At 64.6% G+C, this 10,967-nt stretch carries 13 protein-coding genes; 4 read left to right on the top strand and 9 right to left on the bottom strand.

What is annotated here, in order from left to right; genetic code table 11:
* Positions 1 to 6: 6 nt before the first annotated feature.
* The 3 genes from BLR29_RS04285 to BLR29_RS04275 all read right to left on the bottom strand — a co-directional run bounded on the left by BLR29_RS04285 (position 7) and on the right by BLR29_RS04275 (position 1,405).
* Positions 7 to 519, bottom strand: a complete 513-nt coding sequence (locus BLR29_RS04285; protein ID WP_092134826.1) for a DUF3318 domain-containing protein — start codon at positions 517 to 519, stop codon at positions 7 to 9.
* The gene (locus BLR29_RS04280; RefSeq protein WP_092135457.1) at positions 516 to 893 is read right to left on the bottom strand and encodes a phage holin family protein; all 378 of its coding nucleotides are present in this window, start codon (positions 891 to 893) and stop codon (positions 516 to 518) included. The genes BLR29_RS04285 and BLR29_RS04280 overlap by 4 nt, the downstream gene beginning before the upstream one ends.
* A 194-nt stretch (positions 894 to 1,087) precedes the next feature.
* Positions 1,088 to 1,405 (bottom strand): ElaB/YgaM/YqjD family protein, encoded by a 318-nt coding sequence (locus tag BLR29_RS04275; protein WP_317915246.1) that lies wholly within the window; start codon positions 1,403 to 1,405, stop codon positions 1,088 to 1,090.
* 297 nt (positions 1,406 to 1,702) lie between these two features.
* Here BLR29_RS04275 and BLR29_RS04270 point away from each other — a divergent pair, with 297 nt between their 5' ends.
* Positions 1,703 to 2,341, top strand: a complete 639-nt coding sequence (locus BLR29_RS04270) for a peroxiredoxin (RefSeq protein WP_092134824.1) — start codon at positions 1,703 to 1,705, stop codon at positions 2,339 to 2,341.
* A 144-nt stretch (positions 2,342 to 2,485) separates the two neighbouring features.
* Here BLR29_RS04270 and BLR29_RS04265 read toward each other — a convergent pair whose 3' ends face one another.
* Positions 2,486 to 3,679, bottom strand: coding sequence for an acyl-CoA dehydrogenase (locus tag BLR29_RS04265; RefSeq protein WP_092134823.1), 1,194 nt, complete (start codon positions 3,677 to 3,679; stop codon positions 2,486 to 2,488).
* 216 nt (positions 3,680 to 3,895) lie between these two features.
* On the opposite strand from BLR29_RS04265, the gene BLR29_RS04260 reads away from it, so the two are divergent.
* Positions 3,896 to 4,711 (top strand): IclR family transcriptional regulator, encoded by an 816-nt coding sequence (locus BLR29_RS04260; RefSeq protein WP_092135455.1) that lies wholly within the window; start codon positions 3,896 to 3,898, stop codon positions 4,709 to 4,711.
* Between the two features lie 146 nt (positions 4,712 to 4,857).
* Here the strand turns inward: BLR29_RS04260 and kynA are convergent, their stop codons facing one another.
* From kynA to kynB, 3 genes are read right to left on the bottom strand one after another with little or no spacing between them, the layout of a single operon-like run.
* On the bottom strand, positions 4,858 to 5,742 hold the full coding sequence (gene kynA / locus BLR29_RS04255; protein ID WP_092134821.1) for a tryptophan 2,3-dioxygenase: 885 nt from the start codon (positions 5,740 to 5,742) through the stop codon (positions 4,858 to 4,860).
* 12 nt (positions 5,743 to 5,754) lie between these two features.
* Entirely contained in the window at positions 5,755 to 7,011 is a 1,257-nt protein-coding gene (kynU, locus tag BLR29_RS04250) for a kynureninase (RefSeq protein WP_092134820.1), read from the bottom strand.
* 54 nt (positions 7,012 to 7,065) lie between these two features.
* On the bottom strand, positions 7,066 to 7,713 hold the full coding sequence (gene kynB, locus BLR29_RS04245) for an arylformamidase (protein WP_092134818.1): 648 nt from the start codon (positions 7,711 to 7,713) through the stop codon (positions 7,066 to 7,068).
* A 146-nt stretch (positions 7,714 to 7,859) separates the two neighbouring features.
* Between kynB and BLR29_RS04240 the strand changes: the two genes are divergently transcribed.
* Positions 7,860 to 8,348 carry an Lrp/AsnC family transcriptional regulator gene (locus tag BLR29_RS04240; RefSeq protein ID WP_092134817.1) on the top strand — a complete coding sequence of 163 codons (489 nt, stop codon included), beginning with the start codon at positions 7,860 to 7,862 and terminating at the stop codon, positions 8,346 to 8,348.
* Positions 8,349 to 8,426: 78 nt separating this feature from the next.
* Here the strand turns inward: BLR29_RS04240 and BLR29_RS04235 are convergent, their stop codons facing one another.
* Positions 8,427 to 8,987 carry a flavin reductase family protein gene (locus tag BLR29_RS04235; RefSeq protein WP_092134815.1) on the bottom strand — a complete coding sequence of 187 codons (561 nt, stop codon included), beginning with the start codon at positions 8,985 to 8,987 and terminating at the stop codon, positions 8,427 to 8,429.
* Between the two features lie 332 nt (positions 8,988 to 9,319).
* On the opposite strand from BLR29_RS04235, the gene msrA reads away from it, so the two are divergent.
* Positions 9,320 to 9,862 (top strand): peptide-methionine (S)-S-oxide reductase MsrA, encoded by a 543-nt coding sequence (msrA, locus tag BLR29_RS04230; protein WP_092134814.1) that lies wholly within the window; start codon positions 9,320 to 9,322, stop codon positions 9,860 to 9,862.
* Positions 9,863 to 9,872: 10 nt separating this feature from the next.
* On the opposite strand, the gene BLR29_RS04225 is transcribed toward msrA, so the two are convergent.
* Positions 9,873 to 10,967: a DUF72 domain-containing protein gene (locus tag BLR29_RS04225; protein ID WP_092134812.1), complete on the bottom strand. Its 1,095-nt coding sequence runs from the start codon at positions 10,965 to 10,967 to the stop codon at positions 9,873 to 9,875.

Raw genomic sequence — 10,967 nt, 5'->3', positions numbered from 1 at the left:
CCCCGACTACGGCTGCGGCGGTGCCGGCGGTGTAGCTGACGAGACCAGCGGGTCACGGAATCCCGTATCGAGGGGTGCCGAGGCCGAAGGCGCAGTGGTTGCGCCAGCGCGCCGTGATTCGTTCCAGGTCTTGTAGGCCCAGTAGCCGGCGCCAGCGACCATGCCGTACTTGGACACCTTCCAGGCCGCGCGGCCGATGGCCGTTCGCCGCAGCAGTGGCATGGCCAGCGTGATGGCAGTGCTCAGCATCGGGTATTCGCGCGTGACGCCCAGCAGCTTGAGCCAGCCGGACGGTCGCGCGAGGCGCGGTAGCCATGAGCCGAGATTGGTCATGCGACGCGCGCCGCCCCGGACCTGGCGCAGCGCCTGGATGGCGTCGTAGCGCTCCAGCGCGGCACGCGTGATCAGCAATTCCTTGCGTACGGCCAGCGGCAGCCGAACTTCCCGCGTAAAGCGGACCGGGCGGGGGTGGTCGCGGCGCGGACGGTTGTCGATGTTGTCGTCTTCGGGCGTGGTCATCGGCGCAGCATCTCCCGGTCTTTATCGAGTTCGGCCAGTGTGGATTCGAACAGCGGCGGCGCGTTGCGAACCATCTGGCGCGCGACGAAAAGCAGGATCGCGGCGCAGACTAGGTAGAACACCACGATGGCTCCGATGGCTTGCCAGCGATAGCTTTCCCAGAACAGGATGGCGATCAGCAGCGTGAAGGTCATCAGCGCCATGCTGAAGAACACCAGTCCGAAGCAGGCCAGAAGGGCGACCTTCATCAGGCGGGTGCGCTCCTCGGCCAGCTCGACGCTGGCAAGCTCCAGGCGTGTCTGCAGCATCGACACCACTGAGCCGGTGAGGTTGCGGAGGGATTCCAGGAACTTGGGGGAAGGGGACTCGCTCATGCGGCTCCGGCGAAGAATCGATGCGCCGGCATTGGCGGCATCTGCGACGAGCGACCGGTTGCGCGGCGGATGGGGCCACGGAGCCGGTCCGTTGGCGGCGCCCGGCATATATATAGCGCGGGCGCGGCCGGATCCGGGGAGGCGCGCTGCTCGCGCCGGGCGTTGCCCGGCGTGCCGCCCCGGTCAGCGACGGCTTACTTGCGGTTGAGCAGCAGGCCGATCAGCAGACCCACGCCGGCCGCCACGCCCACGGCGCGCCAGGGATGGTCATGCACGTAGTCATCCGTGGCGCGGGCCGCGGCCTTGCTCTTGGTCACTACGGCGTCCTGCAGGTCCTGCGCCTTTTCCTTGGCCTGCTTCAGCAGGCCCATGCCACGCTCGCGCAGTTCGGCGGCTTTTTCGCCGGTGGTCGAGGCCGCTTGCTTAAGCAGTTCTTCGGCGTCGGACAGAACGGTCTTGACATCGCTCATCAGTTTCTCCTGTTTGCGGGCGGTTGGTTCAAGTGGTGACATTTTGCCTTGCTCGCTCTGGCTTGTGGCGTTTCTTGTCTTCCAAGTAGCATATGTGGCGCCGGCCCATCGTTTCAAGCTTGCTCACCCATACTTTGCAATTCCGTGTCACGCAAATGGCAAGCGTGACACCCACATCCAGAAAAACCCAGGCAAATGCATGCATCTAGCTTGCATTCACATTCGTCGTCTTTATGACTTCGAGTGATTTTATAGTGACTTTATATTCGTTTGGGTTGGATCGCAATCCAACTAAGCTGGTTCCACTCGTTTTCCCCGACTATTTGGAGGCTTTCAGGCATGACACTGCGTCTTGGCGATATCGCACCGGACTTTGAGCAAGAATCGAGCGAGGGCCGCATCAGGTTTCACGAATGGCTCGGCGACAGCTGGGGTGTCCTGTTCTCGCACCCGGCGGATTACACCCCGGTTTGCACGACCGAACTGGGCCTGACCGCCAAGCTGAAGGAAGAGTTCGGCAAGCGTGGTGTCAAGGCGATTGCGCTGTCCGTGGACAGCGTGGAGTCCCACAAGGGCTGGATCCACGATATCAACGACACGCAATCCACGTCCGTCAATTTCCCGATCCTGGCCGATGGCGACCGCAAGGTTTCCGAGCTCTACGACATGATTCACCCGAACGCCAACGAGACCCTGACGGTCCGCTCGCTGTTCGTCATCGACCCGAAGAAGAAGGTAAGGCTGACCATTACCTACCCGGCCAGTACCGGTAGAAATTTCAACGAGATCCTGCGCGTCATCGATTCGCTGCAACTGACTGACAACCACAGCGTGGCCACGCCGGGCAACTGGCAGGACGGCGACGACGTGGTGATCGTGCCGTCGTTGAAGGATGAAGAGATCATCCGCCAGAAATTTCCGAAGGGGTACAAGGCCGTGCGTCCGTATCTGCGTCTGACGCCGCAGCCGAACAAATAAAAAAACCGGGCCGGAGGACATGCCCCCTGGCCCGGTCCAGTACTGACCGATGTCGTAAAACGGCGGGCTCGCCCGTCGTCTCCTTGGTAGTGTGCTTGAGCCCGGCCTGATCGCCGGGCTTTTTTCATGGGCGGTTGCCGGGAATCAGAAGAAGGCCTGGATGCCGGTCTGGGCACGGCCCAGGATCAGTGCGTGGATATCGTGCGTGCCTTCGTACGTGTTGACCACCTCGAGGTTGACCACGTGGCGGATCACGCCGAATTCATCGGAGATACCGTTGCCGCCGAGCATGTCGCGCGCCACGCGGGCGATGTCCAGCGACTTGCCGCAGGAGTTGCGCTTCATGATCGAGGTGATTTCCACCGCAGCCGTGCCTTCGTCCTTCATGCGGCCCAGACGCAGGCAGCCTTGGAGGCCCAGCGTGATTTCGGTCTGCATGTCGGCCAGCTTCTTCTGCACAAGCTGCGTGGCGGCCAGCGGGCGACCAAACTGCTTGCGGTCCAGCGTGTATTGGCGGGCGGTATGCCAGCAGAATTCGGCGGCACCCAGCGCGCCCCAGGCGATGCCGTAGCGGGCCGAGTTCAGGCAGGTAAAGGGACCCTTCAGGCCGCTGACGCCCGGCATGAGGTTTTCTTCCGGCACGAAGACCTGGTCCAGCACGATTTCGCCGGTGATCGAGGTGCGCAGGCCCACCTTGCCGTGGATGGCCGGAGCGGACAGGCCCTTCCATCCCTTTTCCAGGATGAAGCCGCGGATGTGTTCCTTGCCGTCGTCGCCGGTCAGCTTGCCCCAGACCACGAAAACATCGGCGATGGGCGAGTTGGTGATCCACATCTTGGCGCCGGTGAGCTCGTAGCCGCCGTTGACCTTCTTCGCGCGGGTGATCATCGAGCCCGGATCGGAGCCGTGGTTCGGCTCGGTCAGGCCAAAGCAGCCGATCCATTCGCCGGTGGCCAGCTTGGGCAGGTACTTCTGCTTCTGGGCTTCGCTGCCGAATTCGTAGATCGGCACCATCACGAGCGACGACTGCACGCTCATCATCGAACGGTAGCCCGAATCCACGCGCTCGACTTCACGGGCGATCAGGCCGTAGGCCACGTAGTTCAGGCCGGGGCCGCCGTATTCCTCGGGGATGGTCGGGCCCAGCAGACCCAGTTCGCCCATCTCGCGGAAGATCTCCACGTCGGTCTTCTCGTTGCGGAACGACTGCAGGACGCGCGGCATCAGCTTGTCCTGGCTGTAAGCAGCGGCGGCGTCACGCACCATGCGTTCGTCGGCGGTCAGTTGCTGGTCCAGCAGCAGGGGATCGGCCCAGTGGAATTCGGCGTTGGCAGCCATGGAGGTCTCCTTCTTTGGTAGCGCGATGGGGGCGATGGGCCCTCGGATATACGGGAAAACGTAGGATGCGGAAGAAATTTTTAGTTCCGCATTGCGGAACCTTGTTCCGATGAGCTAGTATAGCCGAACCGATCCGCGGTGCAACAGGGGATTTTTCCCGGGCCTGCGGAAACTGACCTCTGGAGCCACGTCTTGGCCACTTCCCCGACCTCTGCCATTTCCACCGCGCCCCCGGCCTCGCCGGCCGCCGAGCCGGCCCAGCGCGAGAGCGATCCGAACTTCGTCACTGCGCTCGCGCGCGGCCTGGAGTTGCTGCGCTGCTTCCGCACTGGCGAGGCGATGCTCGGCAACCAGGATTTCGTGCGTCGCACGGGATTTCCCAAGGCCACTGTCAGCCGTCTGGCTGGCACGCTGGTGCAGCTTGGCTACCTGCGCTACGACGAGAGTCTGGGCAAGTACGCGCTCGATGCGGGCGTGCTGGCGCTGGGGTATTCGTACCTGTCTGCGTCGGATGCGGTGGCGCTGGCGCGCCCGCACATGCTGGCGTTTGCTCAGGCGTACGGCGTGTCGGTGTCGCTCGGCAAGCGCGAGCGGCTGGAGGTGATCTACCTGGAATCGATCCGGAACGATGCCGGCGTCATGCTCGGGCTGGGGGTGGGGTCGCGGCTGTCGCTGGTGTCGAGTTCGATGGGCCGTGCCTACCTGGCGGCGTTGCCGACGGCGCGGCGCGAGCGCGTGCTCGCCGAATTCGCCCAGGCGTTTCCCGAACAATGGCGGCAGCAGGAGGCGTCGATGCGCGTGGCGCTGGCCGAGGCCGAGCGCGATGGCTACTCAGCCTCGTTCCGGGACTGGCATCCGGCTATCCATGCCAGCGCGGTGGCCTTCCGCCCGGTGGGGGAGAAGGATCTGCATATGCTCAGTTGCAGCGCATCCTATGGCGCGGTGAGCGAGGACGTGTTCCGCGAGAAGCTCGCACCTGCGCTGCAGGCGCTGGCGGCGCGATTGTCCGATCCGTCCTCCGGACGCATCTGAGCAGCCAGTCGGACGACGCACCGCGCGACGCGCTGCGTTCCTGACCGATCGACGGCTCGAAAGGCACGAGGGACCCAATGGGCTCACTGGGTTTGGCGGGCCAATGGGCCCAGCGGGCCCGAAGATCCCGAAGGACCGATGGAAGCTCAGAGGTCCGTTCGCAGCTTCCACAGTTCCGGGAACAGCACCACGTCGAGCATCCTTCGCAAGTAACTGACACCCTCGGTGCCGCCCGTGCCGCGCTTGAAGCCGATCACGCGCTCCACCGTGGTGACATGGCGGAAGCGCCATTGCCGGAACGCGTCTTCCAAGTCGACGAATTTTTCGCCAAGCTCGTAGAGCTCCCAGTGCGCCGACGGGTTGCGATACACCTCGAGCCATGCTGCTTCCACCGAAGCGTTGTAGGCCGTTGGCTGCGTCCAGTCGCGCTCCGCCACGTCAGGATCGATCCGAAAGCCGCGTCGCACCATCAGGCGGATCGCCTCGTCATACATTGACGGCGTGTGCAGCGCGTCCTCTACCAGCTTCAGATGCTCGGGCCGGTGCGCATGCGGGCGCAGCATCGCGGCGTTCTTGTTGCCGAGGATGAATTCGATCTCGCGGTATTGGTAGGACTGGAACCCCGACGACGCGCCGAGGTAGGGCCGCATCGCGGAGTACTCCGGCGGCGTCATCGTGGCCAGCACGTTCCACGCCTGCACCAGCTGATCCATGATGCGCGACACGCGCGCCAGCATCTTGAACGCCGGACGCAGCTGATCCGATCGCACGCCTTCGCGCGCCGCGCGCAACTCGTGCAGCATCAGCTTCATCCACAGCTCCGTGGTCTGGTGCTGGACGATGAACAGCATCTCGTTGTGGTCGGGCGACAGCGGATGCTGGGCGTTCAGGATCTGGTCCAGCCCAAGATAGTCGCCGTAGCTCATGTCGCGCGCGAAGTCCATTTGCGCGCCGTGCCAGCTATCGCCTTCCGTGACTTCCCCGGCCGTTGCCGCACCATGGCCCATCGGGCATCCCTTGATTTCGCTCATGATTTGCTCCGCTCAGGTCACCGCCGTCCGCACGGCAAACCGCGCGTCGCGATAGGTGCGGCTGTCGAGCACGTCGCGCAGGATTTCCACCGCATCCCAGACTTCCGCAAAGCTCGTGTAGAGCGGCGTGAAGCCGAAGCGGGCGATGCCCGGTTCGCGATAGTCGCCAATCACGCCGCGCTCGATCAGCGCCGCCACCACGGCATAGCCGTCCGGATGCGCAAAGCTGACCTGGCTGCCACGCCTGGCGTGTTCGCGCGGCGTGACCAGCGTCAGCGGGTGCTGGCCGCAGCGCGCCTCCACCAGCTTGATGAACAGGTCCGTCAGTTGCAGCGATTTGGCACGCAGTGCGGTCATGCTGGTCTGCGCGAAGATGTCGAGCCCGCATTCAACCATCGCGAGCGACGTCACCGGTTGTGTGCCGCACAGGAAGCGGCCGATGCCCTCGGTCGGCTGATACTGAGGCGCCATCGCGAACGGGGCACGATGCCCCCACCAGCCAGACAGCGGCTGCCAGAACTGGTCGCGCAGCGCCGGCGCCACCCAGACGAAGGCCGGCGAACCGGGGCCGCCGTTCAGGTACTTGTACGTGCAGCCGATCGCATAGTCGGCTTTGGCCGCGCTGAGTGTCACGGGCACCGCACCGGCCGAGTGGGCGAGATCCCAGACCGTCAGTGCCCCGCGCGCATGGGCGAGTTCGGTGAGGCCGGCCATGTCGAGCATCTCGCCGGTCTTGTAGTTGACGTGGGTCAGCATCAGCACCGCGGTATCGGCGCCAACGGCGGCGTCGATCTCGTCCGGGCTGTCGACCAGTCGCACCGAATATCCCTGCTGGAGCAGGTCGGCGAGCCCCTGCGCGATATAGAGATCGGTCGGGAAGTTGCTGGCTTCGGACACGATCACGCGGCGCGCCGGGTCGCGTTGCTGCTGCACGCGCAGCGCGGCGGCCAACACCTTGAACAGGTTGATCGACGTGGTATCGGTCACCACCACTTCATCGTGGCCGGCGCCGATCAGCGGGGCGATCTGGTTGCCCAGGCGGCGCGGCAGATCGAACCAGCCAGCCGTGTTCCAGCTGCGGATCAGGCCGTCGCCCCATTCGGCGGAGACGACTTCGGCGGCGCGTGCCGCGGCCGCCCGCGGACGGGCACCGAGCGAGTTGCCGTCGAGGTAGATCACCCCGGCGGGCAGCGCGAATTGTTCGCGCAGGGCGCGCAGCGGGTCACCCCGGTCGAGCGCAAGACAGTGTTCACGAGTCAGAGACGTCATAAGGCAGATTCTGTTGGGGCCTGGGGGCAGGCGATATCAGACGATTCGTAAAGATCAGGGCAGGGCGCGCAGCACGGCGCGCACGGGACTCGCGTCCAGCGTGGCCAGGCGCAGCGGCAGTGCAATCAGTTCGTAGTCGCCGGCGGGCACGTCGTCGAGCACGATGCCTTCGAGAATCGCAAAACGGTGATCGCGCACGGCGTGGTGCGCATCCATCGTCTTGGATTCCTGTGGGTCCAGCGAGGGCGTATCGATGCCGATCAGCTTCACGCCATGACGGGCGAGCAGCGCGATGGTCTCGGGCGCCACGGCGCAGAACGCCGAATCCCACGTGTCTCGCGGCGCTTGCTGGTACGTCCGCAGCAGCACGCGCGGCGGGACATCGCCGAGGGCGTGTTCGATATGGCGCGGTTCCACGCGCGGCGCGGCGCCGATGCAATGGATCACGCGGCAGGGGCCCAGGTAGGCGTCCAGCGGCACCGCGCCGATCGGCGCGCCATCCGCCGCGTAATGCAGCGGGGCATCGGCATGGGCGCCTGTGTGCGGGGACATCGTGATACGGCCGACGTTGACCGGGCAATGTTCATCCATCTGCCAGGCTGGGTCGTGGCGGAACGGCGTGTCGCCGGGCCAGACCGGCGTGGACCGCGATACAGGCGGGGTGATGTCCCAGATGAGGCGGGGATCGGGGGCGTGGGGCATGGTCTCCGGGGATCGTTTCGATCAACGATTCAATGACCGCATCATAGACAAATCCCCTGAGAAGAGGCTTGCGAAATGGCCCGTCCATGTGCCCATGTTTCGCATAGAATTGTGTGAATCGGACAAAAAATAGTGGTTTCTGCGAAATGACCCTCGATCCTATCGATTTGCGCATTCTGGCCTGCCTGCAGGAGAACGGCCGGATCAGCAACCAGGACCTGGCGGACCGCGTGGCGCTGTCGCCCTCGGCGTGTCTGCGGCGCGTGCGTTTGCTGGAAGAGGGCGGCGTGATCGGGGGCTATCGCGCCTGGTTCGACGCTGAACAGCTAGGGCTGGAGATCGAGGCGATCGTGCAGGTGTCGATGCGGCATGACGTGGAGGGCTGGCACGACACATTTAACGCGGCGGTGCAGGCGTGGCCGGAGGTGCTGTCGGCCTATGTCATCACCGGCGACAGCAACTACATCCTGCGCGTCCAGGCCCGGAACCTGAAGCACTACTCGGATTTCATCGTGAACCGGTTGTACCGCACGCCAGGCGTGATGGACATCCGCTCCAACATCGTGCTGCAGCGGATCAAGACGGACGGATCACCCCTGGCCGTGCTCAAGGCGGGTCAGGGCGAGGCGTCGTAGCTGGGTAGGAGAGTGCGCCGTCAAAGGCGCGGCGAGGAAGCCGGGGTGCGGCAGTGGGCAGGGCATGCGCCCCGCCAGTCAGCGATCCAGTGGTCCCAAAGTGGAGAATTGCCCACCCTGGAAGACCAGCGGCCGGCAGCCCTGGTCCTGGATACCGCAACGTTCCACCTCGCCGACGAAGATGACGTGATCGCCTTCGTCGTAGCGGCTGCGGTTGTGGCATTCGAACCAGGCCAACGCGTTGGCCAGGATCGGCAGGCCGGTCTCGGACAGACGGTAGTCCACGCCGGCGAAGCGGTCGCCCTTGAGCGAGGCGAAGCGCTGGCACAGGTCCAGCTGCGACGCCGCCAGTACGTTGACGATGTAGTGCGAGCCGTCGCGGAACATAGGCAGGCTGTTGGCCCGTGTGGCCATGCTCCATAGCACCAGCGGTGGATCCAGCGAAACCGAATTGAACGAGCTGGCCGTGATGCCGACAAACGGCGCGCCATTCGTGTAGGGATGGTCGACTGCGCGCGTGGTGATGACGGTCACGCCGGTCGCAAACTGCGACAGCGCCCGCTTGAAGTGTTGCGAATCGAAGTCGGGAGAAGCGGCCTTGGGGCCCGTGACGGGGGCTTCGGCCTCAGGCATGCCCATGTCTCGGGCTCCACACAAATCCATGAGTTTCATTTTCTGGTCTGCCGGCGCGCTCGTTTGCAGACTCAACCTAATCCCCTCGCAGGGGAAGCATCGGTTGGATTTCGCACAATTCGCGCCCGCGCTTCGGGCAGGCGCTTGCCAGCCCTGAACTGCCCCGATTGTAGCGGAGTCCGGACAACCTTCCCGGCAGCGTCGTTATTGCCGCTTTTTGGCGCGGAAGTTTGCATTTTTGCCAGCAAGTCCGTTTCCGGTTGCTTATGCTAGGAAATGGCCGCCTGCAGAGCCAGCGGGTTGCCGTCAAGGCATGACACGAGAAAGGGAGCTTGCAGATGGAACACGGGCTTGAGATTGCCACCCTGGGTGGTGGATGCTTCTGGTGCCTGGAGGCGGTGTACCAGCAGGTCGATGGCGTGCGTGCCGTGGAATCCGGCTACACGGGCGGCCACGTCAGCCATCCCACCTATCGTCAGATTTGCGAGGGCGATACCGGCCACGCCGAAGTCGTGCGGGTAACCTTCGATCCGTCCGTGATTACGTATCGCGAGATCATCGAGATCTTTTTTGCCATCCACGATCCCACGCAGCTGAACCAGCAGGGCAATGACGTGGGCACGCAATACCGTTCGATCATCTTCACGCATTCGGAGGCACAACGCGCCGTGGCCGAATACGTGATGGGCGAGCTCGTCGCCAACAAGGTCTTTGACGCGCCGATCGTGACCCAGATCGAACCCGAGCAGCCCTATTGGCGCGCCGAGGCGAGCCACCAGAATTACTATCAGGAGCATCCGGCGCAGGGCTACTGCGCGTTCGTGATCACGCCCAAGCTGGCCAAATTCCGCAAGGATTTCGCCAGCCGGATGCGTCGCTAGCGCTAGTGCCCTAGGCCGCCACCTCGAGCCGATCCGCAATCGCCTGCGCCAGCCGCACGATGCTCTGCGGCGCGCAGCCTTCCGCGTTGTTGCTGACGATCACGTAAGCCGGCTGCCCCGTGCGCAGCGTGCGTGCGACCACGTCGGCGATGGCGTGGCGCGTCTCGACGTCCTCGTCGATGATCTTGTCGAACGGCGAGTACGCCTTCTCGGCCATCGCATACGACCGGCCTTCACGCAGCATCCAGCGCAATACCAGCGGGCCAGGCGCGCCATCGTCCATCAATGCCTGTGCGGCGGCCTGGCGCGGCACGGGCGGCAGCCGGTCGCGTGCGGCCAGGCAGAAGCGCACACCACGGTCGCGCAGCAGGCGAATGTAGCGCGGCGTCAGCAACGTCGGATCGCGCATTTCCACTGCATAGCACGCGTAGGGCGTGAGTGCGGGATCGAGCGGTGGCAGGGCGGCAAGGAACGCGTCAAGCCGGACGAGGAGCGCGGGGCCGTCGTCGGCCATGCTGGCCAGCGGCGACAACTGGAACAGCAGCGGCCCGCAATGCAGGCCCAGTCCCCCTGTGGCCGGCACGATGAAATCGCGGATGGCGATCTCCGGATTCAGAAAGGCCGCATTGTGCAGCCTGCCCGCGCCGTCGGGCCCACGCAGCCACGCATCGCAGACGCTGGCGGGTGCCTTCACCAGAAAGCGGAATCCCTCCGGCACCTGCGCCGCGTAACCGAGGTAGTCGGCCAGCGGAATCGGGCCGTAGAAGCCGCGATCGATGCCTGCTGCACGCAGCAGTGGATGCTGGCCGCAGGCGCGCAGGCCTTTGCGTGACAGCAGGCTTTCGGTGTATTGGCCGTCATAGACCATGCCATGCCAACCCGGATAAGACCAGGATGAGGTGCCGAAATACAGGTTGGGCGGCAGGCGTTTGCCGAGGTCGATCAACGCCGCGTCGGGTGTCCAAGGCTGGACGATCTTGCCGACGGGCTGTTTCTTCGGAGCGGGGGAGTCCGGCGCGGTACCGGTATCACCCGCCGCGGCTGGAGGCGTTGCGGCGGAAGGCGACGCGGGCGCGTCGCCGAACAGGTCGAGATTCTCAGTCAA

Source organism: Cupriavidus sp. YR651, assembly GCF_900101625.1.
In the GTDB taxonomy this organism is placed as follows: domain Bacteria; phylum Pseudomonadota; class Gammaproteobacteria; order Burkholderiales; family Burkholderiaceae; genus Cupriavidus.
This window is presented reverse-complemented; position numbering and strand designations above follow the sequence as displayed.

What these genes read in the sequence shown, in the direction of transcription:
- BLR29_RS04285 (WP_092134826.1), bottom strand. Translation starts at nt 519, where the DNA reads ATGACCACGCCCGAAGACGACAACATCGACAACCGTCCGCGCCGCGAC.
- BLR29_RS04280 (WP_092135457.1), bottom strand. Translation starts at nt 893, where the DNA reads ATGAGCGAGTCCCCTTCCCCCAAGTTCCTGGAATCCCTCCGCAACCTC.
- BLR29_RS04275 (WP_317915246.1), bottom strand. Translation starts at nt 1,405, where the DNA reads ATGTCACCACTTGAACCAACCGCCCGCAAACAGGAGAAACTGATGAGC.
- BLR29_RS04270 (WP_092134824.1), top strand. Translation starts at nt 1,703, where the DNA reads ATGACACTGCGTCTTGGCGATATCGCACCGGACTTTGAGCAAGAATCG.
- BLR29_RS04265 (WP_092134823.1), bottom strand. Translation starts at nt 3,679, where the DNA reads ATGGCTGCCAACGCCGAATTCCACTGGGCCGATCCCCTGCTGCTGGAC.
- kynA (WP_092134821.1), bottom strand. Translation starts at nt 5,742, where the DNA reads ATGAGCGAAATCAAGGGATGCCCGATGGGCCATGGTGCGGCAACGGCC.
- kynU (WP_092134820.1), bottom strand. Translation starts at nt 7,011, where the DNA reads ATGACGTCTCTGACTCGTGAACACTGTCTTGCGCTCGACCGGGGTGAC.
- kynB (WP_092134818.1), bottom strand. Translation starts at nt 7,713, where the DNA reads ATGCCCCACGCCCCCGATCCCCGCCTCATCTGGGACATCACCCCGCCT.
- BLR29_RS04240 (WP_092134817.1), top strand. Translation starts at nt 7,860, where the DNA reads ATGACCCTCGATCCTATCGATTTGCGCATTCTGGCCTGCCTGCAGGAG.
- BLR29_RS04235 (WP_092134815.1), bottom strand. Translation starts at nt 8,987, where the DNA reads ATGGGCATGCCTGAGGCCGAAGCCCCCGTCACGGGCCCCAAGGCCGCT.
- msrA (WP_092134814.1), top strand. Translation starts at nt 9,320, where the DNA reads ATGGAACACGGGCTTGAGATTGCCACCCTGGGTGGTGGATGCTTCTGG.